This is a genomic window from Limnohabitans sp. (assembly GCF_031538885.1).
Classification (GTDB): Bacteria; Pseudomonadota; Gammaproteobacteria; order Burkholderiales; family Burkholderiaceae_C; genus Limnohabitans.
Genome location: NZ_JAVKLW010000076.1, coordinates 1 through 21,854, shown reverse-complemented (window position 1 = coordinate 21,854; position 21,854 = coordinate 1). Strand labels below are relative to the sequence as shown.

Here is a 21,854-nt window from a genome sequence, read left to right as displayed (position 1 = left end):
CGTGTTTCAGCGCGTCATGTCGGCCAACAGCATCAAGGCCGCCACGCATGGCCCCGTGATTGGTGGTGTGTGCTACATCTTGTTTGCGTTTGTGCCCATGTTCTTGGTGGTGAGCGCCATGCTCATCATGCCCGAGCAAGCAGCGGCGCTCATGGCCGATGACCCACAAAAAGTGTTGCCCACTTTGGTGATGACGCAAATGCCGTTTGTCATGCAGGTGCTGTTCTTTGGCGCCCTGTTGTCGGCCATCAAGTCGTGTGCCTCGGCCACCTTGCTGGCGCCGAGCGTGACCTTCACCGAAAACATTTGGCGTCAATTCCATCCGCACCAAAGCGACCAGCAAGAGCTGCGCGCCATGCGCGTGACGGTGCTGGTGTTCAGCATGTTGGTGCTGGGCTATGCCATTCGCATGCAAGGCACCTCGATTTACGAAATGGTGTCTGGTGCGTACCAAGTGCCGCTGGTGGGGGCATTTGTGCCATTGACCTTTGGCTTGTATTGGAAACGCGCCACCACGCAGGGCGCTATCTTTGCCCTGGTGTTGGGCTTGCTCACCTGGGGCTTGTTCTTGGTCACGCCTGCGGGCGACGAGTTTCCTGCGCAGTTGGCAGGCGTGCTGGCCAGTTTGACCGGCATGGTGCTGGGCTCTTTGGGACCACAAGCCATTCGCAACGCTCACGGCAGCCACCACAAATTGGTGGGTGCGGCCTAAGACGCAGCTAGGCGGGCTGTTCGGTGGTCTATGCCCCCTTGAAATAGAGGCTAGGCGCCTATAATTCAGGGTTTTACCGAACCCCCTCGCCATGCCCATTTACGCCTACAAATGCGGGTCCTGCGGTCATACCAAGGACGTGCTCCAAAAAATTGCAGATGCCCCGCTGACAGATTGTCCAGCGTGCGGCAAGCCCACGTTTTCCAAACAACTCACTGCTGCGGGCTTCCAGCTCAAAGGCGCGGGTTGGTATGCCACCGATTTCAAAGGCGGCTCGGGTGGCGCATCAGCGCCCGCTGCGGCGCCCGCCAGCAGTGATTCAGCGGCAGCCCCTGCGGCCAGTACTGACAGTGCACCTGCCGCCGCTGGTGGTTGCGCAACTGGTTGTGCGTGCCACTGATTTTTTAATACCACTAGGGTCTTCATGCCGATAAAAAAATACCTGCTCGCAGGCCTCTTGGTCTGGACGCCCTTGGTCATCACCGTGGCGGTGTTGAGCTGGTTGGTGGGTTCTTTGGACAGCGCATTTCTTGGCACATTGACCAAGCTGCGCTTGGTCTCGCCGGACTTGATTTACTGGCTCGATCATGTGCCAGGTCTCGGCGTGATTTTGCTGGTGTTGGTGCTGTTGCTCACGGGTGCTTTGGTGTCTAACGTGGCAGGTCGTTGGTGGGTCAAGCAGTGGGACCGTTTGCTCAACCAAATTCCCATCGTCAAGTCCATTTACTCCAGCGTGAAGAAGGTGTCAGACACCTTGTTCTCTGACGGCGGCAACGCGTTTCGCAAAGCCTTGTTGGTGCAATACCCACACAGTGGCACATGGACCATCGCTTTCCAAACGGGCACACCCGTGGGCGAAGTGGCCAGCAAACTCGACGGTGAGTTTTTAAGCGTCTACGTGCCCACCACCCCCAACCCCACCAGCGGCTACTTTCTGCTGGTACCCAAGGCCGATGTCATCGCGCTCGATTTGAGCGTCGATGAAGCGCTGACGTATGTCATCTCCATGGGCGCTGTCTCTCCTAGCGCTCCAGCTATCAACGAAAAGAGAAACTAAAAAATGGCAATGCGCTCCCACTATTGCGGTCTCGTGACCGAAGCCCTCCATGGCCAAACCGTGAGCCTGTGCGGCTGGGTCAATCGTCGCCGTGACCACGGTGGCGTCATCTTCATCGACTTGCGCGACCGCGAAGGCCAGTGCCAAGTGGTGTGCGACCCCGACCGCCCTGACATGTTCAAAGTGGCGGAGAACGTGCGCAACGAGTTTTGTATCCAAGTCAAAGGCTTGGTGCGCGCCCGCCCAGAAGGCACGACCAACGAAGGCTTGAAGAGCGGCAAAATTGAAGTGCTGTGCCACGAACTCATTGTGTTGAACGAGTCGGTCACACCGCCTTTCCAAATCGATGACGACAACTTGTCTGAGACCACACGCCTCACACACCGTGTGCTCGATCTGCGTCGCCCCTACATGCAAAACAACCTGATGCTGCGTTACAAAGTAGCGATGGAAGTGCGCAAGTACTTGGACGAAAACGGTTTCGTGGACATCGAAACCCCCATGCTCACCAAGAGCACACCCGAAGGCGCACGCGACTACCTCGTGCCCAGCCGCGTGCATGATGGTCATTTCTTTGCGTTGCCACAGTCCCCTCAGTTGTTCAAACAGTTGTTGATGGTGGCTGGCTATGACCGCTACTACCAAATCACCAAGTGCTTCCGCGACGAAGACTTGCGCGCAGACCGTCAGCCCGAATTCACCCAGATTGATATTGAAACCTCGTTCTTGAGCGAGGAAGAAATTCGCGACATGTTCCAAGGCATGATCAAGCGCGTGTTCCAAAACACCATTGGTGTCGACTTGGGTGAGTTCCCCGTCATGACTTACCAAGACGCCATGCACATCTATGGCTCTGACAAGCCCGACCTGCGCGTGAAATTGCAGTTCACCGAACTCACCGACGTGATGGGCGATGTGGACTTCAAAGTGTTCTCAGGCGCTGCCAATATGAAGGGTGGCCGTGTGGTGGCCTTGCGCGTGCCTCACGGTTCGGTGGAAGGCGGCGGCATCAGCCGTGGCGAGATCGACGCCTACACTGAGTTCGTCAAGATCTACGGTGCCAAGGGCTTGGCCTACATCCGCGTGAACGATGCATCCAAGGGCCCAGGCCAGGATGGCCCCTCACGGTGGCCTGGTTTACAGTCACCCATCGTCAAAAACATCCACGACGCGGCACTCACTGCCGTGCTTGAGCGCACAGGCGCACAAGACGGCGACTTGATTTTCTTTGGCGCCGACAAAGCCAAAATCGTCAACGACGCCATCGGTGCTTTGCGCATCAAAATTGGCCACAGCGAGTTCGGCAAGAAGAACGGTTTGTTCGAAGACCGTTGGGCGCCAATGTGGGTGGTGGACTTCCCCATGTTCGAGTTTGACGACGAAAGCCAGCGCTACACCGCCGTGCACCACCCCTTTACCGCGCCCAAAGACGGCCACGAAGACTGGATGGTCACCGCGCCTGAGAAGTGCATCTCTAAGGGCTACGACATAGTGTTGAACGGCTGGGAAATGGGCGGCGGTTCGGTGCGTATCCACCGCGCTGACGTGCAGCAAAAAGTGTTTGACGCGTTGAAGATCACACCCGAAGAAGCCCAGCTCAAGTTCGGCTTCTTGCTCGACGCGCTGCAATATGGGGCGCCTCCACACGGCGGCTTGGCTTTTGGTTTAGACCGCATCGTCACCTTGATGACCGGCGCTGAATCCATCCGCGACGTGATTGCTTTCCCCAAGACCCAACGCGCACAGTGCTTGCTCACCCAAGCGCCTAGTCCTGTGGACGAAAAGCAGCTGCGCGAGTTGCACATTCGCTTGCGTAACTTGGACGCAGCCAAAGCCGCCTGATCGCGCTGACCCTGCACCACAACGCCACCCTCGGGTGGCGTTTTTCATGGGGCGTTGCGCTCAGCCTAGATCGATGCGGCTGCACCAATCCAGTGCTGGGTCAGCTTCGTAGTCTGCCACCAGCCACGCCCGCGATGGGTGATTGGCCATGTCGTTCAAGAAATCACGCACCACTTGGATTGACGCTTGGTCCAGCGACACGTAGGGCTGGTCTAGGCAGGTGAGGGTGGCGCCGCAAGCCAGCAGCGCCACCAGGCCCACCTTGCGGCGGCTGCCAGTAGACAGCATGAACAGCTTCTTGCCCAGATGGGCTTGCAAGCTCAGGGCCTCCACCAGATCGGCTTGCAGCGCAGCGCTCCAGTGCGGGCATTGCTTTTGCAACTCAGCCCAAAGCTGCTCGGGCGTGGCCTTGTCGTGCTCGGGCAAGGCCAAGTTGAGCCACACAGCATGGGCGGTGGAGCGCGTGCCTGCCTGCGCTGGCAAATCACCCCCCAGCAGCCGAAGCAGACTGGTCTTGCCCATGCCCTCGTCACCCGTCACGGCGGTAAGGCCTGCGGGAATGTTCAGGTTCAGGCCCACCCATAAAGGGTCTGGGCCAGGCCCGCCTGCCAGCCCCTGGGTTTGCAAAACGAAGGCCGTGTTGTCGGTTGAAAAGGTGGGTTTGGGCATGGCAGCAATGTTAGTGTGTGCATTGCCAGAGACTTGATGGATCAAGTTGTTTGACATGAAGGGCAGCAACTACTCAGATTTTCAACACTCAGAAATCTTGATTTTTAAAAGTAAACGCAGCGTCTGCACCCGCTGTGTTTTGTGGTTCGCTCTAGTCAATCATGAACGTGCCGATGATGGTGTCCACATTTTTCATCTTCGTCAAGCTACTTTGAGGTACACCGCGAACTCCAAACGATCCCACGGATTGTCTGAATCACGACGGCGCACGAGTTGGGCTTGCAAGGTCTGGCCCGCTTTCAGCAAGTGGCAGATGGCAGCGTTGTCTACGCGTGGCACGTAGCCCAATTGAAGGCCATGCCACAGCACGCGAACGGCTCTTGCATCATGGGTGTTGGTCGGCTCTGCCACCAGTTGCAGCTTGTCTCCCTCACGTAAAAACTCCCACACCATCTCGCCTTGGTAGTACTGAAATCCCGCCACCGCTGATCGCTGCAACTCAATCGAGCGCACAGACTCGGTGACAGATGTAGATGCAGCTACGGGGGAGGTTGCAGGTATGGGCGCAGGTGCAGTCTGTGGCACTGCGGCCACTGCACTTGTTTTGACAACGCTCACAGCCGCAGTGGCGATGGGCCATGCCACCGCATTTTTTAAAAACAATCGTCGGCTCATATCTATCCTTTCACGCACAAAATTTGTTTCAGGGTGTGCAGTGTTTCCGTCAGGTCACGTTGGTGGGCCATGACTTCATCAATGTCTTTGTAGGCGCTGGGAATCTCATCCACCACACCATCGTCTTTGCGGCAAATAACGCCTTGCGTTTGGGCTGCCAAATCAGCGGCTGAAAACGCTTTTTGTGCTTGTGTACGGCTCATGCGCCGGCCCGCACCATGTGCGCTGGAGTGAAAGCTCATCGGGTTTCCCAAGCCGCGCACCACATAACTGCGTGCGCCCATGCTGCCCGGAATCAGCCCCAAATCACCCGCACGTGCCCGAATCGCACCTTTTCGCGTCACCCACACATTGGTGCCAAAGTGGTGTTCCTTTTCCACATAGTTGTGGTGGCAGTTGACCACCTCGCTGGTCACTTCAAAGGCGGGTAGGTGCATGCGCAGGGCCGCCAATGCGCGGTCTAGCATGCAGCGGCGGTTTTGCATGGCGTAGTCTTGTGCCCACTTCACGGCCAACACGTAGTCATCAAAGTAAGCGCAGCCTTCAGGGATGTAGGCCAAATTGCGGTCAGGCAGTTGAATCATCCAGCGCTCCATATCGCGCTTGGCGAGCTCAATGAAATAACTCGCCAACACATTGCCCACACCTCGGCTGCCCGAGTGAAGCATTAGCCACACTTGGTCGCTTTCATCTAGACACACCTCAATGAAGTGGTTGCCGCCACCCAAGGTTCCTAGCTGATTCACCCATTGGCGTGTGCCACACATGGTCTTGGCTAAATCGGGGTGGCGGCGCAAAATTTCTTGCAAGCCGGGCTCGAACAGCAGCGCTTCTTGTTCAAAAGCACGGCGTTTGTTGTAAGTGCCTCGCCCGACGGGGATGTCATGTGTGATTTGGTCAAAAATGCGCTGCAATGCCACTTCATCCACCTCGTTGGCGGTGAGCGATAAACGGCAAGCCACCATGCCACAGCCCAAATCCACGCCCACGGCAGCTGGGATGATGGCTTTTTGTGTGGCAATCACCGAACCAATCGTGGCCCCAAGCCCTAGATGCACATCGGGCATCGCTGCGACATGCTGAAACACGCAAGGCAGACTGGCAATGCTGGCCAGTTGGCGTTTGGAGTTTGCATCGACGTCGTCTGTCCAAATGTGAACAGGCACACGTGATTCATGAAGGGTTTGTTGGATAGGCATAGCTTCTTTTCCTTTTTGAAGCCTGCATTGTTCAAACCCATAAGCTCAAATATTGAGCCTGTTTCGATTATTTTTGTAAATTCGACTCAGCTGCTTTAGCTCGTCACGCACCATCTCACGCAAGCTCTGTGGGGCCATCACCTCGACCCAGTGGCCATGTCGCATCACATCCATCAACAATTCGCGTGCATCACCAAAAGGCAATCGCAACTCGTAGCTGCCATCCGCCAAATACTGACCTTGCTGCTCGGGGTGCCACTGTTCGCTGCTGACCCAGCGGGCACGCTCGGGTGCAAACCGAAGAACCGCCCAGTCTTTGACCGTGCCAGAAAAGATGCCATATGTGGAAGAAAAATGCTTCTTCAACTCATTGGCAGACACCTCGTGCGCAGGCTCATTCAAAAGACGCAGTTCCAACAGTGTCTCCACGGCAAAGCTACGCAGGGCTTGACGCCAGTGGCACCAAGCATCTACATACCAGTTGTCGCGGTAATGCACCAGCCGTTGCGGCGAGATGGTACGTGTGCGTGTTTCGTTACGGGAGCGGCTCCACGCCTGCACTTCAATTTGTTGACGCTCTAGCAGCCCTGTCGTGAGTTGCTGGAAATGCGGTGGCGTGACTTGGCGCTTGGCCATGGACAGCAAAAACACCCGCTGTTCAATCGCCGTGGCTTTGTGACCCGATGTCGCCAACAAACGGGCGATTTGCTCACGCAGCGGATCAATCGTCTCGTTCAGCGTGCTTGGCACCATGTCTGAGAAAATTTTGTGCGCGGCCAACAACGCATACAACTGCGCCGCACTGAACCATAACCCCGGCAATTGGTAAGCCTCGCCGACTTGGGTTGCATTCGCGGCCAGTCGATAACCCCCTGCATCACGGTCCCACACAATGGGCGCATTCAAACGATCGCGCATGTACGCAATGTCACGTTTGAGAGTGGCATACGACACCTCCAGCCGGTGCATCAATATCGCTGGCGATACGGCTTGCTTTGCACACAGCAATTGGTTGATTTTGTAAAAACGTTCGGTACGGTTCATGGCTGTTCTCACCAATGGTTTGGCTTTGATGCGGGCTTCTTTTTGGTTTGAACGTTTGGAGGCAACTGAGAAGCACTCAACTCATCATCCTTGATGTAGTGACGAACCCAATCCGCATGTTTGACTAGGCGCTGATTGGGGCGATTGATGTTTACCCCTTTATCTTCTTTCATTGGCAACACAATGCCAACTTTGACCATCGGCATATCCGCCTTGATGAGTTTCAGCGCAGGCTCTGTGAGCAATGAGTCAGCGCATCACAATCGCACCGGAATTCCACGCTCCCGCATCCGCTCTTTAGCCTGCTGCACGGTGTATTCGCCGTAATGAAAGATGCTCGCCGCCAGCACCGCATCAGCGCCGCCTTGTTGCACACCGTCGGCCAAGTGGTCAAGGTTGCCCACGCCGCCCGATGCGATCACGGGCACGGGCACGATATCAGACACGGCGCGGGTGAGCTGCAAATCAAAGCCGCTCTTCGTGCCGTCGCGGTCCATGCTGGTGAGCAAGATTTCGCCGGCGCCCCAGGCGGCCATTTGCTTGGCCCACGCCACGGCGTCTAGGCCTACGTTTTTGCGGCCACCGTGGCTGAATACATCCCAGCCAGGGCCAACAGGCAAGCCGTTGGCGCCCGCGCGTTGTTCGTCTTCGACGGTGCGGCGTTTGGCGTCGATGGCCACCACGATGCACTGCGCGCCGTATTTGGCTGAGGCATCGCGAATGACTTGCGGGTTGGCAATGGCCGCAGAGTTAAAGCTCACTTTGTCAGCGCCCGCGTTGAGCATGCGGCGCACATCGTCCACGGTGCGCACACCGCCGCCCACGGTGAGCGGGATGAACACTTGGCTGGCCACGGCTTCGATGATGTGCAAGATGACGTCACGCGCATCACTGGTGGCGGTGATGTCGAGGAAGGTGAGCTCGTCCGCACCTTGGTCGTTGTAACGTGCCGCGATTTCCACGGGGTCGCCTGCATCGCGCAGCTCGACAAAGTTGACGCCTTTGACGACGCGACCGCCGGTCACGTCGAGGCAAGGAATGATGCGCTTAGCAAGCATAGAGGTCCAAAGAGTTCTTCAAGAAACTGTCAAACGCTGCCAGCCCAACCATTGGCCGCCCGCGCGAATTGAAATGGGTTCAAACACCTGCGCGGCTTCCACGCACAACATGCGCGCAAAGCCGTGGGCGGGCATGTCGGCCAGTGCGGCGCATTTGCCCTCGCCTGGGTTCCACACCACGGTGTTGGCCCATGAAGGGCTTTGTTCAATGTGCAGCGTGCTTGTGCCGTCTTGTACATGCAGTGGATTTGCTGACGCGTCATACACGCGGTCAAATTCACCATCGAAGTACAGCGCCGCGTCGGCTAGGCCATGCACATCGGCCACCGCATCCCACTCGGGGCGGCCACCTAAGCCGCGCAGTTCGGTCAGATCGATGTCGTCAACGGCCAAATAGGTGTGCAGTGCGCCGGTGAAGTGCAATTCATTTTGCGCTTCGGTGTTGTGGACGGTGAGCGTGAGGGTCAGCTGGCCCAGCGTCAGCGCAACGCGCAACACGGCCACAAAGGCTTGTTGCCAAATGGCGTGTGTGTCGGGGTTACTGCTGAGGGTGAAGTCGATGTGGGCGGCGTCACCGTTGGCAACTGTTTCGCTCACGGTCCAGTTCATGTTGCGCGCAACGCCATGCTTAGGCAAGATGCCGCGTTGGTTGAACTGGGGGAAGCACACCGGCACACCGCCACGGATGGCCGATGTGCCATCCCACGCATTGGCAGGGCTTAGATACAAACGCTCACGGCCTTGGCTGACCCACGACAGCACATGCGCACCTTGCAGGGCCACCAGCACGGTGTCGCCGCAAGGCAGGGTGAGGCGACGACAGTCTAGGCCTTGATACGTCTCACCGCAGGCCACGCTTGCCGCCGCCAAGCGGTTAGCCATTGAGTTCGTCAGCGCGGGCTTGGGCTTTTTCAAAGTCCAAGTCGCCGCTGTAAATGGCGCGGCCGCAGATCACGCCTTCCACGCCTTCGCCTTCCACGACGCACAGCTGTTCGATGTCGGCCATGTTGGATAAACCGCCAGAGGCAATGATGGGAATGGACACAGCTTGGGCCAACTTGACCGTGGCATCGATGTTGATGCCGCTCAGCATGCCATCGCGACCAATGTCGGTGTAGATGATGGATTCCACGCCATAGTCTTCAAACTTCTTGCCCAGATCTGCCACTTCGTGGCCAGTGAGCTTGCTCCAACCATCGGTGGCGACTTTGCCTTCTTTGGCATCGAGACCGACGATGATGTGGCCGCCAAAGGCGCTGCACGCATCGCGCAAGAAGCCGGGGTTCTTCACGGCAGCGGTGCCAATGATGACGTAGCGCAAGCCCGCATCAATGTATTTTTCAATCGTGTCCAAGTCACGGATGCCGCCACCGAGCTGCACAGGGATGTCGTGGCCCACCGCTTTCAAAATGGCTTTGATGGCCGTTTTGTTTTGTGGCGTGCCTGCGAAGGCCCCGTTCAGGTCTACCAAATGCAGACGACGTGCGCCTTTGGCCACCCAGTTGAGCGCCATTTGAGCGGGGTCTTCACCGAAGGTGGTGGACTGGTCCATGTCACCTTGTTTGAGGCGCACGCAATGTCCGTCTTTGAGATCGATGGCGGGAATTAAATACATGATGGCGTTAAAAGTTCAAGGGTTCCAGTGTAGAAAATTGCGGTACAGGGCCAAGCCATGCGCCGCGCTTTTTTCTGGGTGAAATTGTGTCGCAAAAATATTGTCACGGGCCACAGCGCATGTAAAAAGGCCGCCGTAGTCGGTTTGGGCTGCGCTGTGCGCTGGATTTTGGGGGCGCGCATAAAAACTATGCACAAAGTAAAAGTAACTGGCGTCGGGCACGTCTGTCCACATGCAGTGGGGGCCGCTTTGCAAGATTTGGTTCCAGCCCATTTGCGGCACTTTGAAACGGCTGCCATCGGCTTGCAATCGGCCCGCCAAATCAAACTTCACCACCTCACCAGGAATCAATCCCAGCCCCGGCGTATCGCCTTCGGCGCTGTGGTCAAGCATCATTTGCATGCCCACACACACGCCAAACAGAGGTTTTTTCTGCGCGGCCTCCAACACCGCTTCTAGCAAGCCGGACTCGCGCAACTCACGCATGCAGTCGGGCATCGCACCTTGGCCGGGCAAGACCACGCGGTGCGCGTCACGCACCACTTGCGGGTCTGACGTGACCACTACGTCGGCATGGTCGACCCACGAAGCGGCATGCATCACCGCCTGCGCGACAGAGCGCAGGTTGCCCATGCCGTAATCAACGACCGCGACTTTGTTATTCATACGCGCGAGGGATCACAAACTTCCCTTGGTGGATGGAATCATGCCAGCAGAACGGGGATCTAATTCCAAAGCGGCGCGCAAAGCACGAGCAAACGCTTTGAACACCGTCTCGGCTTGGTGGTGTGCATTCTCGCCGCGCAGGTTGTCGATGTGCAGGGTCACGAAGGCATGGTTCACAAAGCCTTGGAAAAACTCAAACGCCAATTGGCTGTCGAACTCGCCAATCATGCCGCTCTTGAACGGCACATGCATGATGAGGCCAGGACGACCCGAGAAGTCCACCACCACGCGGCTGAGGGCTTCGTCCAGCGGCACATAGGCATGGCCATAGCGGCGAATGCCTTTTTTGTCGCCCACGGCCTTGGCAAAGGCTTGGCCCAAGGCGATGCCCACGTCTTCCACGGTGTGGTGGCCGTCGATGTGCAGGTCGCCCTTGGCTTGAATGTCAAGGTCAATCAACCCATGACGCGCGATTTGGTCGAGCATGTGGTCAAAGAAACCAATGCCGGTTGAGAGCTTGGATTGGCCCGTGCCGTCGAGGTTGATCTTGACGGTGATTTGGGTCTCAGCCGTGTTGCGGCTGACTTCGGCAGTTCTTGGCGCTGGTTGGGCGGTCATGGGGTGGCTTTCGAGGAGGAGAGAGCGGCTTGCAAGGCCGCCAAAAGTTGTGTGTTCTCGTCAGGGGTGCCGATGGTCAAACGCAAACAATTGGCGAGCAATGGGTGCATTTTAGAAACGTTCTTCACCAGCACGTGGCGCGCCTTGAGTGCCTCAAAAGCGCGGTCTGCAACACCGGCCTTGCCGATGAAACGCAGCACCATCATGTTGGCTTCGCTGGCATAGGGCGTCACGCCCGCCATCTGCTGCAAGGCGTTGAACAAAACCTCGCGCTCGGCACGAATGACCGCCGCTTGCTGGGCAAACACTTCGCTGTGCTCTAGCGCAAACAACGCGCATTCGGCGTTGAGCACACTCACGTTGTAGGGTGGGCGTAGTTTGTCGATCTCGTTGATCAGCGCGGTAGGCGCGAGCATGTAGCCCAAGCGAATGCCCGCCAAGCCAAACTTAGACAAGGTGCGCATCAGCAGCACATGGGCGTTGGCGGCGGGGTGTTGGCGAATTTCGTCGAGCCAGCTTTTGCTGGAGAACGGCTGATAGGCCTCGTCCATCACCACCAAGCCACCGTAGGCACTGACCTGCGTGATGAGGCGGCGAATGGTGTCGGCGTCCCACAAATTGGCGGTGGGGTTGTTGGGATAGGCGATGTACACAATGGCGGGCTCGTGCTGCGCGATGGCGGCAAACATGGCGGCTTCGTCCAGCTCAAAGTCGGCCTTCAAGGGCACAGGGATGTACTGCAAACCTTGTAGCTTGGCGCTCATGCCGTACATCACAAAGCCGGGCTCTGGGGCCACAACTTTGGCGTTCGGTACAGCGCAGGCCATCGACAACAACGAGATAAGTTCGTCAGAGCCGTTGCCCAACATCAGGCCTAAGCCTGCGGGCAAATCAACGTATTTCGCCAGCGCATTCTTCAAGTCGTCGATGCGAGCGCCAGGATAACGGTTGACTTCCACCGCACCCAAACGTGCGCCGAGTTGGGCTTGCAATTCGGGCGAAAGGGTGAAGGGATTTTCCATCGCGTCAAGCTTGACCATGCCCACCGAGTGCTGCACGGCATAGGCGTGCATGGCTTGCACGTCGGGGCGGATGAACCGCAAGGCCTTGTTTGTCGTTTGCGTCATGTCAGTCTTTCTTCAAACGGAACTCAGCCGCCATGGCGTGGGCTTGCAAGCCTTCGCCATAGGCCAACACGGCAGCAATTTTGCCCAGCGTTTGTGCGCCCTGCTCGCTCACCTCGATCAAGCTGCTGCGCTTTTGGAAGTCGTACACGCCCAAGGGCGAGCTGAAACGCGCGGTGCCGCTGGTGGGCAACACGTGATTGGGGCCAGCGCAGTAGTCGCCCAAGCTCTCACTCGTGTATGCACCCAAGAAGATGGCACCTGCATGCTTGAGCAATGGCTCCCACTTGTGGGGCTCGTGGCTCGACACCTCTAAGTGTTCGGGCGCAATGCGGTTGCTGATGACGCAGGCTTCTTCCATGCTGCGGGTGTGGATGAGCACACCACGGCCGTTGAGGGATTTTTCGATGATGTCTTTGCGCGGCATTTGCGGCAACAAGCGCTCAATCTCGGCTTGCACGCGGTCGATGTACGCAGCATCCGGGCACAGCAACACACTTTGCGCCAACTCGTCGTGCTCGGCTTGGCTGAACAAATCCATGGCCACCCAATCGGCGGGCGTGGAGCCATCGGCCAACACCAAAATTTCGCTGGGGCCTGCAATCATGTCGATGCCCACCGTGCCAAACACGCGGCGCTTGGCAGCGGCCACGTAGGCGTTGCCGGGGCCAGTGATTTTGTCCACTGCTGGCACCGTGGCGGTGCCGTAGGCCAAAGCCGCCACCGCTTGCGCGCCGCCGATGGTGAAGGCACGGCTCACGCCAGCCACATACGCAGCGGCCAACACGAGCGGGTTCTTTTCACCACGCGAGGCATGGGCCGAGCTTCTGTCTCGTGCTGGCGTCGGCACCACCATGATGATCTCGCTCACACCGGCCACATGCGCAGGAATCGCATTCATCAACACGCTGGAAGGATAGGCAGCTTTGCCACCGGGCACGTAGATGCCGACACGGTCGAGCGGTGTGACTTTTTGGCCCAGCAACGTGCCATCGGCATCGCGGTAAGTCCAGCTTTCGCCCGAGGCTTTTTTCTGCGCCTCGTGGTAGCTGCGCACACGAGCGGCGGCGGCTTGCAAGGCGTCGCGTTGTTCGGCGGGCAAACCGTCGAACGCGGCTTTGAGTTCTTTTTGCGTCAACTCCAACGCGGCCATGCTGTCGGCCGTCAGGCCATCAAAGCGCTCGGTGTACTCAAGCACGGCGTCATCGCCACGCTGTTGCACGTCAGCCAAGATGTCGGCCACGCGTTGCTCAATGGCCGCGTCGGTGTCGGCAGACCAATGCAGCCGCGCTTTGAAATCAGCTTCAAAGGTGGGGCTGGTGGTCGAGAGACGAAGCGGTTTGGCCATCTTGTGTACGTGTGGAGTGAGAGGTTATTGAGCGACAGGCAAAGCGGCAGCAAAGGCGTCGATGATGCGGCGAATGTCGGCCTGCTTCATTTTGAGCGCAGCTTGGTTGACCACCAAGCGCGAGCTGATGTCCATGATGCGCTCGACTTCTACCAAGTGGTTGGCTTTGAGCGTGTTGCCGGTGGACACCAAGTCCACGATGGCATCGGCCAAACCGGTGAGCGGGGCCAATTCCATGGAGCCATAGAGCTTCACCAAATCCACGTGCACGCCTTTGCTGGCGAAGAAGTCACGTGCAATGGTGGTGTACTTGGTCGCCACTTTCAAGCGGGCGCCTTGTTTGACCATCGCCGCATAATCGAAGTCAGAGCGCACGGCCACACTCATGCGGCATTTGGCAATTTGCAAATCGAGGGGTTGGTACAGGCCCGTGGTGGCCACGCCACCCGCCACGCCACCGCCGTGTTCGATGAGGGTGTCCAGACCCGTCACGCCCAAATCAGCGCCGCCGTATTGCACATACGTGGGTACGTCAGACGCACGCACCAGCACCACGCGCACATTGGCGTGGTTGGTGTGCAAGATGAGCTTGCGCGATTTTTCTGGATCTTCCAGCACCTCAATGCCTGCGGCTTTGAGCAGCGGCATGGTTTCATCAAAGATGCGGCCTTTGGAGAGCGCGAGTGTGATCATGATTTGACTCTTTCAATGTCAGCCCCAATGGCGTGCAGCTTGGCTTCCATCTTGTCGTAGCCACGGTCCAAGTGGTAGATGCGGTCCACCAAGGTTTCACCATCAGCCACCAAGCCCGCAATCACCAGCGAGGCCGACGCGCGCAAATCGGTGGCCATGACGGTAGCTCCCGAGAGCTTGGGTACGCCTTCAAGCACCGCCACTTTGCCGTCGATTTGGATGTGTGCGCCCAAGCGCACCAACTCGTTGACGTGCATGAAGCGGTTTTCAAAAATTGTTTCCGTCACCTTCGAGGCACCCTTCGCAATGGCGTTCAACACCATGAACTGCGCTTGCATGTCGGTGGGAAAGCCTGGGTATTCGGTGGTGCGAAAGTTTTGCGCCTTGAGGTGCTCGTAAGCAGGCGCAGTGCCTTGGATGCGGATGCCCTCTGCGTTGGCAGTGACTGTTGCACCAGCATCGCGCAGCTTGTCGATCACCGCGTCCAAATGGTCGGCACGGGCATGGCGCAAAAACACATCGCCACCCGTGGCGGCTACCGCGCACAAGAACGTACCGGCTTCAATGCGGTCGGCCACCACTTTGTGGGTGCAGCCGTGCAAGCGTTCCACCCCTTGGATGTGGATGCGGCTGGTGCCATGGCCTTCAATCTTGGCGCCCATGGCAATCAGCATTTCAGCCAAGTCTGGAATCTCGGGTTCTTGCGCAGCGTTTTCCAACACGGTTTCACCATTCGCCAAAGCCGCAGCCATGAGGAAGTTTTCGGTGCCTGTCACCGTCACCATGTCGGTGGCAATGCGGGCACCTTTGAGGCGTGTGCGTCCGCCGGCCAACTTGGCCACCATGTAGCCGTGTTCCACCTCAATCTCAGCACCCATGGCTTGCAAGCCTTTGAGGTGCTGGTCGACGGGGCGTGAGCCAATGGCGCAACCGCCGGGCAAGGACACTTTGGCGTGACCAAAGCGGGCCAGCAAGGGGCCAAGTGCCAACACCGAAGCACGCATGGTTTTCACCAACTCATACGGCGCTTCTGGGTTGTTCAAACCACCCGCATCCAAGCTGACCGTGCCGTCGTCTGCACGCTCGGCCGTCACACCCATGTTGCGGATGAGTTTGAGCATGGTGGCCACGTCTTGCAACTGCGGCACGTTGTGCAGCGTGACAGGCTGATCGGTCAACAAGGCTGCGCACAGCTCGGGTAAGGCCGCATTTTTAGCGCCAGAAATCAGCACCTCACCCTGGAGGGTGCGACCGCCGCGAATGAGTAATTTGTTCATATCTGTTTTAAGCTTTGGGAGCGGCTTGCCACTCGGCAGGCGTGTAGGTTTTCATGGACAAAGCATGCACTTCATCCGTTTTGATTTTTTCGCCCAAGGTGGCGTACACCTGCTGGTGACGTTGGATGAGGCGCTTACCTTCAAACTCAGCAGAGACCAAAGTGGCATACCAATGACGGCCATCGCCTTCGACGTGTAAGTGCTCGCAGGCTAGGCCTGCGGCGATGATGGCTTGTAATTGTTCTGCGGTCATTGAGAGACATCCTGATGGGCCGCCCCGAAGGATGGCTGCGCCCCCTCGGGGGGCAGTGAATACACGAAGTGATGAACGTGGAGGCTCATTCTCATCCTCGAATCTTGTAACCCGTGCGCAACAAATGCAGCGCGACGGCCGACACCAAGCTAAAGCACACCCCCACCACGCCCAAGCTCAACCAAGGTGACACATCACTCTGACCAAAGAAGCCATAGCGAAACCCGTCAATCATGTAGAAGAAGGGGTTGAGGTGGCTCACGCTTTGCCAAAAGCTCGGCAGTGAGTGAATGGAATAAAACACGCCACTCAAAAACGTCATCGGCATGATGATGAAGTTTTGAAAGGCGGCCATTTGGTCAAACTTGTCCGCCCATAAGCCGGCAATCAAACCCAACGAGCCCAACATGAGTGCGCCCATCACCGCAAAGGTGATGACCCACAGCGGCTGCGCAGGCATGAGCGAAAAGTTGAGCACCGACGATTGCCACACAAACAACACGCCCGCCAGCAACACACCTGCACCCACCAGCAAGCCACGCACCATGGCCGACAGCGCATAGGCAAAAAACCAGCTCCAGTGCGACAGCGGCGTGAGCAACAAAAACACCAAGTTGCCCATGATCTTGCTTTGCACCATGGACGACGAACTGTTGGCAAACGCGTTTTGCAACACGCTCATCATCACGAGGCCCGGAATCAAAAACGCGGTGTAGCTCACGCCGTCGTACACCTGCACATGCGCTTCGAGTACATGGCCAAAAATCATCAGGTACATCACCGCAGTGAGCACGGGTGCGGCCACCGTTTGGAAACTGACTTTCCAAAACCGCAGCACCTCTTTGTAGAAGAGCATGGTACAGCCGGTCATCATGATTGACCTCCGCAGGGCCGCCCCAAGGAGGGCAACGCCCCCTCGGGGGGCAGTGAGTACACGAAGCGACGAACGTGGGGGCTCATAGTGCCACCTCTTCGTTTTTGTGCATCACGTCGAGGAATACATCTTCCAAATCGGCTTTGCGAATTTCCACATCTTGCGCGTGCAAGCCTGCTTCGCGCACCGCCGCGAGGTAGCGCTCAATCTCCAACGCATCGTTGGCGGGGAACTGCACAATGCGCCCCGTCACACGCGCTTTGGCAGCGAGTGCAGGGGGCAACTCGGTATCGAGCTTGAAGCGCAGCACATTGCTGGACGCGGCTTTGAGCAACTCGGTGGTGCTGTCGAGTGCCACCACTTTGCCGTTTTTCAACATGGCAATGCGGCTGCACAAGGCTTCTGCCTCTTCAAGGTAATGTGTGGTCAGCAGCACGGTGCTGCCCCCGCGGTTGAGTCTGGCAATGAACTGCCACAAGGTTTGGCGCAGCTCCACATCCACACCGGCGGTGGGTTCGTCAAGGACGATGACGGGAGGCCTGTGCACCAAGGCCTGCGCCACCAACATGCGGCGCTTCATGCCGCCCGAGAGTTGACGCATGTTGTGGTTGGCTTTGTCGGTGAGGCCGAGGCTGTGCAACAGCTCGTCAATCCAGTCGTCGTTGTGCTTGACGCCAAAGTAGCCCGACTGAAACTTCAAGGCCTCGCGCACATTGAAGAACGGGTCGAACACCAACTCTTGCGGCACCACGCCCAACATGCGACGCGCTTGGGCCGATTGAGTGGCCACATCCACGCCGTGTACCAGCACCGAGCCAGAGGTGGCTTTGGCCAATCCCGCCAAGATGCTGATGAGAGTGGTTTTGCCTGCGCCGTTGGGGCCTAAGAGTCCAAAGAACTCACCTTTTTGAACATCAAAACGTACGCCATCGAGCGCCTGAAACGGGCCTCGGGCGGTTTGGAAGGTTTTGGAGACGGCTTGAAAAGAAATAGCGGGCATGTGTAGCCTTTGATTTTAAGGCTTTACGAATGGCCTCGATGTGCCCTGACTTGGCGACGCCCACGCAAGGCAAAGACAGCAAGTTTTAGGAGATCAAGGCGCTCAGGCCATACACCTTGGCTAGGGCTTGGGCACGTGCGGGCAAGCCTGTGACACGCAACTGTGCGCCCCGCGCCAACACGGCACGGCGACACGCCAGAATGACCGCCAAGGCTGAGGAGTCGAACTGGCTGAGTGCGGACGCATCGAGTACAGCCTCGCCGCCCTCAGACACACAAGCACTCAGCAAAGGGGCTAACTCGTTGGTGACCGCTTGCGCTTGGGCCTGCATCAACACGGCAGGCAAGACGACAGAGGTGTGCTGGGCGGTCATGGTTTATCTAGCTGCGCGCGCATTGGTTTTGTTACGGTCGGCCAAGCTGGCAATCAAGCCATCGACGCCTTTGGCGTTGATTTCTTGGGCGAACTGCGTTTTGTAGTTCTCTACCAACCAAATGCCCATGACGTTCATGTTGTAGACCTTCCAGCTGCCATCCGCCGACTTCTCGACGCGGTAGTCCAACTGAATGGGGTCACCTTTACCGCGCACTTCGGTGCGCACCAGCACCTCTTTGTCATCGGCGGCTGCACGCACGGGCTTGACCACAACGGTTTGGTCATTGACTTGGTCCAAGGCACCCGCGTAGGTACGAACCAGTAAGGATTTGAACTCTTCTTGCAAACGCTTTTGTTGCTCAGGCGTGGCCTGACGCCAGCCCGGCCCCACCGCAGAGGCTGTCATGCGCAAGAAGTTGACGTTAGGCATGACCCGTTGGTCTACCAACACCACAATTTTGTTCACATCGCCGCGCTGGATGGACTTGTCGGCTTTGATGGCATCCAAGATGTCACCAGAAACGCGCTTCACAAACACATCCGCAGGCTCTTCCACCGCATGCGCGGTACCCACCAAGCCCAATGCACACGCGCAACCAAGCACCCAAGCAAAGACATTGCGGCGTGACAAAAAGTGGTTCATGATTTCAAACTCCAATGGATCTTGTTTATTTTCAACGCGAAGCCGCCTTACTTCGTTGACCGTGCAGATGGCGGCGCTAAGGGCTCGGCGCTGGGGTCTACCAAGTTGTCTTCATCGGGGGGGTTACCGTCATAGACTTGGTTGCGGCGGTACTGCAAGTACGCGTCACGCGTGAAACTGTATTTATCAATCGCCGCATCGGTTAACAAATCAGAGGTTTGCAGCAAGCTCGCCCGCTTGTCCACAGTGCGTACGAGCCAAGCCACATTGCGTTCGGCCACGACATCGTGCTTAGAAACGAAGTCCGTAGAAAACTCCAAGGGCAGCACCGACGTGTCACGCACGGTGGAGGGTCCTAACAAGGGCAACACCACATAAGGGCCGCTGGGAACACCCCAGTAACCCAAGGTTTGCCCAAAGTCTTCTGGGTGGCGCTCTAAGCCAATCGGCGTGGCCACATCGAAGATGCCGTAAATACCAAAGATGGTGTTGACAACAACGCGCATGAGCGACTCTGCGGTTTCACGCCCCTTGAGCTGCAAGCCGTTGTTGGCCGTTGACCAGACATCGGACAAGTTGCGAAAGAAATTGCTGACCCCAGTTTGCACAGGCTTGGGCGTGTAATCGCGGTAGCCCGTGGCCACCGGACGCAACACGTTGTCATCCGCCGTGTCATTGAAGCGTGCCACCTTGCGGTTCATGGGCTCCAAAGGGTCGTTTGGATGGGCATTGGGCCCCGTGGCACAACCCGTACTCAGCAGCGTCAACGCCACCAAGGCAGTGCCCATGCCCCAACGGCTTAAAGCAATACGCATCACTTGCCACCCTTTTCAGGCGTGGGTTCAGCGGCCTTATTGTACAAGAACTGGCTGATCAAGTTCTCCAGCACCACAGCAGATTGCGTGGCTTGCATGCGGTCGCCATTGGCCAAGTTGTCAACTTCTGAACCTGCCTCAATGCCAATGTATTGCTCGCCTAACAAACCGCTGGTGAGAATTTTCAACGAGCTGTCTTTGGGAAATTGGTAGCGACTTTCTATGCTCATGGTCACCGTGGCTTGAAACGTCTTGTCATCAAACGTGACGTTTTCCACACGGCCCACCACCACGCCCGCGCTTTTGACAGCCGCTTGACGCTTCAAGCCGCCAATGTTGTCAAAGCGGCCACTCACGGTGTAGTTGGACTGGAAATTCAAGGTCAACAAGTTGGCCGATTTCAAAGCCAAAAACAAAATAGCCGCTGCGCCTAAGAGCACGAACAAACCCACCCACACATCATTTTTGGAGCGTTGCATAGCTTCCTCGATTCATCAAATACTGAACATCATGGCGGTGAGGAGGAAGTCCAACCCCAAGACCGCCAACGAAGCGACCACCACCGTTTTGGTCGTCGCGCGCGAAACACCTTCCGGCGTAGGCTGGGCTTCATAGCCTTGCAGCAGCGCCACAAACGTGACGGTTACACCGAACATGATGCTTTTGACCACGCCATTGCCCACGTCTTTCCACACATCCACACCGCCTTGCATCTGGCTCCAAAACGAGCCAGCATCCACGCCAATCATCAACACGCCCACCATCCAGCCGCCCAAGATGCCCACGGCACTGAACACGGCCGAGAGCAAAGGCAGGGCGATGATGCCGCCCCAAAAACGCGGGCCCAAGATGCGGCGCACGGGGTCAACCGCCATCATGTCCATGGCGCTGAGTTGCTCGCCCGCTTTCATCAAACCAATTTCAGCGGTGAGCGAGGTACCGGCGCGGCCTGCAAACAACAAGGCACTGACCACGGGGCCCAGCTCGCGCACCAAGCTCAAGGCCACCAACAGCCCCAAGGCTTCTGCTGAACCGTAACGCTGCAAGGTGTAGTAGCCCTGCAAGCTCAAGACAAAGCCCACGAACAAGCCTGACACGGCAATGATGGCCAGCGAGTAGTTGCCCAAGAAATGCACTTGGTCACGCACCAAGCCAAAGCGGCGCATGTTGCTGCCAAACTCTGACACCAGGCGCACAAACAAACATGTACCCAGCCCCAAGCCTGCCAAGTAGCTGCGCACCGTAAAACCTAAGTTGGCGATGAACTTCATACCGAATTTCATGTTTCATCCTCCACACCAAAGTCTTGCACCACGCTGGGGCCTGGGTAATGGAAACGCACAGGGCCGTCAGGGGCGGCGGTGACAAACTGTTTCACTAGCGGGTCGGTGCTGTGACGCACCTCGTCAGGTGTGCCTTGTGCAGCGATCTTGCCGTTGGCCAACACAATCACTTGATCGGCGATGTGAAAGGTCTCATCCAAATCATGCGACACGATGACACTGGTCAGGCCCAGCGTGTCGTTGAGTTGGCGAATCAACCGCGCAGCGGTGCCGAGAGAAATAGGGTCTAGGCCCGCAAAGGGCTCGTCGTACATGACCAGCTCAGGGTCAAGCGCCATGGCACGGGCCAAGGCCACGCGACGGGCCATGCCGCCTGAGACTTCGCTGGGCATCAAATCACGCGCGCCCCGCAAGCCCACGGCTTCGAGCTTCATCAACACGATGTCGCGAATCATGGATTCACTCAGATCGGTGTGTTCGCGCAGCGGAAAGGCGACGTTGTCAAACACACTCAAATCGGTGAACAAGGCACCAAACTGAAACAACATGCCCATGCGTCTGCGCACAGCGTACAAACCGGCAGAATCAAGCACGCCGACTTCTTGCCCATCAAACGTGAGGCTGCCTGACTGCGCACGGTATTGACCGCCAATCAAACGCAGCACCGTGGTTTTGCCACCGCCCGATGCACCCATGAGCGCCGTGACCTTGCCACGTGGAATGGTGAGCGAAATGCCATCCAAGATGAGGCGTTCTCCATAGCCAAAGCGAATATCTCGCAGCTCGACCAACGCATCAGGGTTTGTGTTTGAGGGGGATGTTTTATTCATAGAAACAAGAGCTGGCTTATTGATAAAAACAAGCCCGCTCTTGCTAGGCGGATTCAAGGACGAAGTGCAACACGCTTTAACGAGGCATGGAATACCTCGTGAGGTGTCTTGAATCCTAGTCGCTTTCTGGGGCGATGATTCAATCGGTTTTCAATCATAGTCAATTCCTCATCCGTCACGGTTT

At 57.4% G+C, this 21,854-nt stretch carries 27 protein-coding genes; 4 read left to right on the top strand and 23 right to left on the bottom strand.

Annotated elements, in window-relative coordinates; translation table 11 throughout:
• The 4 genes from RMS03_RS06160 to aspS form a co-directional block, all read left to right on the top strand.
• Window positions 1–712: sodium:solute symporter family transporter (locus RMS03_RS06160; RefSeq protein WP_405023509.1), on the top strand; the 712-nt coding region annotated here is incomplete at its 5' end.
• A 91-nt stretch (window positions 713–803) separates the two neighbouring features.
• Window positions 804–1,112: an FmdB family zinc ribbon protein gene (locus tag RMS03_RS06155; protein WP_310626215.1), complete on the top strand. Its 309-nt coding sequence runs from the start codon at window positions 804–806 to the stop codon at window positions 1,110–1,112.
• Between the two features lie 24 nt (window positions 1,113–1,136).
• The gene (locus RMS03_RS06150) at window positions 1,137–1,769 is read left to right on the top strand and encodes a DUF502 domain-containing protein (RefSeq protein ID WP_310626214.1); all 633 of its coding nucleotides are present in this window, start codon (window positions 1,137–1,139) and stop codon (window positions 1,767–1,769) included.
• 3 nt (window positions 1,770–1,772) lie between these two features.
• Window positions 1,773–3,611 (top strand): aspartate--tRNA ligase, encoded by a 1,839-nt coding sequence (gene aspS, locus RMS03_RS06145; protein WP_310626213.1) that lies wholly within the window; start codon window positions 1,773–1,775, stop codon window positions 3,609–3,611.
• A 60-nt stretch (window positions 3,612–3,671) separates the two neighbouring features.
• On the opposite strand, the gene RMS03_RS06140 is transcribed toward aspS, so the two are convergent.
• The 23 genes from RMS03_RS06140 to RMS03_RS06030 all read right to left on the bottom strand — a co-directional run bounded on the left by RMS03_RS06140 (window position 3,672) and on the right by RMS03_RS06030 (window position 21,670).
• On the bottom strand, window positions 3,672–4,280 hold the full coding sequence (locus tag RMS03_RS06140) for an ATP-binding cassette domain-containing protein (RefSeq protein ID WP_310626212.1): 609 nt from the start codon (window positions 4,278–4,280) through the stop codon (window positions 3,672–3,674).
• Between the two features lie 201 nt (window positions 4,281–4,481).
• Window positions 4,482–4,955, bottom strand: coding sequence for an HIRAN domain-containing protein (locus tag RMS03_RS06135; RefSeq protein WP_310626211.1), 474 nt, complete (start codon window positions 4,953–4,955; stop codon window positions 4,482–4,484).
• A 2-nt stretch (window positions 4,956–4,957) separates the two neighbouring features.
• On the bottom strand, window positions 4,958–6,154 hold the full coding sequence (locus RMS03_RS06130) for an RtcB family protein (RefSeq protein ID WP_310626210.1): 1,197 nt from the start codon (window positions 6,152–6,154) through the stop codon (window positions 4,958–4,960).
• A gap of 45 nt (window positions 6,155–6,199) precedes the next feature.
• Complete coding sequence (locus RMS03_RS06125) at window positions 6,200–7,198, bottom strand: WYL domain-containing protein (RefSeq protein WP_310626209.1); 999 nt, start codon at window positions 7,196–7,198, stop codon at window positions 6,200–6,202.
• A gap of 8 nt (window positions 7,199–7,206) precedes the next feature.
• On the bottom strand, window positions 7,207–7,443 hold the full coding sequence (locus RMS03_RS06120) for a hypothetical protein (protein ID WP_310626208.1): 237 nt from the start codon (window positions 7,441–7,443) through the stop codon (window positions 7,207–7,209).
• A gap of 12 nt (window positions 7,444–7,455) precedes the next feature.
• A complete protein-coding gene (gene hisF / locus RMS03_RS06115) occupies window positions 7,456–8,256 on the bottom strand; it encodes an imidazole glycerol phosphate synthase subunit HisF (RefSeq protein WP_310626207.1) in 801 nt (266 codons plus the stop codon).
• A gap of 18 nt (window positions 8,257–8,274) precedes the next feature.
• Entirely contained in the window at window positions 8,275–9,138 is an 864-nt protein-coding gene (locus RMS03_RS06110) for a D-hexose-6-phosphate mutarotase (protein ID WP_310626206.1), read from the bottom strand.
• A complete protein-coding gene (hisA, locus tag RMS03_RS06105; RefSeq protein ID WP_310626205.1) occupies window positions 9,131–9,871 on the bottom strand; it encodes a 1-(5-phosphoribosyl)-5-[(5-phosphoribosylamino)methylideneamino]imidazole-4-carboxamide isomerase in 741 nt (246 codons plus the stop codon). Before hisA ends, RMS03_RS06110 begins: the two co-directional genes overlap by 8 nt.
• 15 nt (window positions 9,872–9,886) lie before the next feature.
• On the bottom strand, window positions 9,887–10,537 hold the full coding sequence (gene hisH, locus RMS03_RS06100) for an imidazole glycerol phosphate synthase subunit HisH (protein ID WP_310626204.1): 651 nt from the start codon (window positions 10,535–10,537) through the stop codon (window positions 9,887–9,889).
• Between the two features lie 12 nt (window positions 10,538–10,549).
• On the bottom strand, window positions 10,550–11,155 hold the full coding sequence (hisB, locus tag RMS03_RS06095; RefSeq protein WP_310626203.1) for an imidazoleglycerol-phosphate dehydratase HisB: 606 nt from the start codon (window positions 11,153–11,155) through the stop codon (window positions 10,550–10,552).
• Entirely contained in the window at window positions 11,152–12,282 is a 1,131-nt protein-coding gene (gene hisC / locus RMS03_RS06090; protein WP_310626202.1) for a histidinol-phosphate transaminase, read from the bottom strand. The genes hisB and hisC overlap by 4 nt, the downstream gene beginning before the upstream one ends.
• 1 nt (window position 12,283) lies before the next feature.
• On the bottom strand, window positions 12,284–13,627 hold the full coding sequence (gene hisD, locus RMS03_RS06085; RefSeq protein WP_310626201.1) for a histidinol dehydrogenase: 1,344 nt from the start codon (window positions 13,625–13,627) through the stop codon (window positions 12,284–12,286).
• Between the two features lie 24 nt (window positions 13,628–13,651).
• Complete coding sequence (hisG, locus tag RMS03_RS06080; protein WP_310626200.1) at window positions 13,652–14,320, bottom strand: ATP phosphoribosyltransferase; 669 nt, start codon at window positions 14,318–14,320, stop codon at window positions 13,652–13,654.
• Window positions 14,317–15,597 (bottom strand): UDP-N-acetylglucosamine 1-carboxyvinyltransferase, encoded by a 1,281-nt coding sequence (gene murA, locus RMS03_RS06075; RefSeq protein ID WP_310626199.1) that lies wholly within the window; start codon window positions 15,595–15,597, stop codon window positions 14,317–14,319. The genes hisG and murA overlap by 4 nt, the downstream gene beginning before the upstream one ends.
• Window positions 15,598–15,604: 7 nt before the next feature.
• The gene (locus RMS03_RS06070) at window positions 15,605–15,850 is read right to left on the bottom strand and encodes a BolA family protein (protein WP_310626198.1); all 246 of its coding nucleotides are present in this window, start codon (window positions 15,848–15,850) and stop codon (window positions 15,605–15,607) included.
• Between the two features lie 91 nt (window positions 15,851–15,941).
• Window positions 15,942–16,721 carry an ABC transporter permease gene (locus RMS03_RS06065; RefSeq protein ID WP_310626217.1) on the bottom strand — a complete coding sequence of 260 codons (780 nt, stop codon included), beginning with the start codon at window positions 16,719–16,721 and terminating at the stop codon, window positions 15,942–15,944.
• 85 nt (window positions 16,722–16,806) lie between these two features.
• Window positions 16,807–17,724: an ABC transporter ATP-binding protein gene (locus RMS03_RS06060; protein ID WP_310626197.1), complete on the bottom strand. Its 918-nt coding sequence runs from the start codon at window positions 17,722–17,724 to the stop codon at window positions 16,807–16,809.
• Between the two features lie 85 nt (window positions 17,725–17,809).
• Window positions 17,810–18,097, bottom strand: a complete 288-nt coding sequence (locus RMS03_RS06055; RefSeq protein WP_310626196.1) for an STAS domain-containing protein — start codon at window positions 18,095–18,097, stop codon at window positions 17,810–17,812.
• Between the two features lie 3 nt (window positions 18,098–18,100).
• A complete protein-coding gene (locus RMS03_RS06050; RefSeq protein WP_310626195.1) occupies window positions 18,101–18,742 on the bottom strand; it encodes an ABC transporter substrate-binding protein in 642 nt (213 codons plus the stop codon).
• A 47-nt stretch (window positions 18,743–18,789) separates the two neighbouring features.
• Window positions 18,790–19,557, bottom strand: a complete 768-nt coding sequence (locus tag RMS03_RS06045) for a VacJ family lipoprotein (protein ID WP_310626194.1) — start codon at window positions 19,555–19,557, stop codon at window positions 18,790–18,792.
• Window positions 19,557–20,036 (bottom strand): outer membrane lipid asymmetry maintenance protein MlaD, encoded by a 480-nt coding sequence (gene mlaD / locus RMS03_RS06040; protein ID WP_310626193.1) that lies wholly within the window; start codon window positions 20,034–20,036, stop codon window positions 19,557–19,559. Before mlaD ends, RMS03_RS06045 begins: the two co-directional genes overlap by 1 nt.
• Before the next feature lie 15 nt (window positions 20,037–20,051).
• The gene (gene mlaE / locus RMS03_RS06035) at window positions 20,052–20,840 is read right to left on the bottom strand and encodes a lipid asymmetry maintenance ABC transporter permease subunit MlaE (protein ID WP_405023508.1); all 789 of its coding nucleotides are present in this window, start codon (window positions 20,838–20,840) and stop codon (window positions 20,052–20,054) included.
• Window positions 20,837–21,670 carry an ABC transporter ATP-binding protein gene (locus RMS03_RS06030; RefSeq protein ID WP_310626192.1) on the bottom strand — a complete coding sequence of 278 codons (834 nt, stop codon included), beginning with the start codon at window positions 21,668–21,670 and terminating at the stop codon, window positions 20,837–20,839. The genes mlaE and RMS03_RS06030 overlap by 4 nt, the downstream gene beginning before the upstream one ends.
• Window positions 21,671–21,854: the final 184 nt, after the last annotated feature.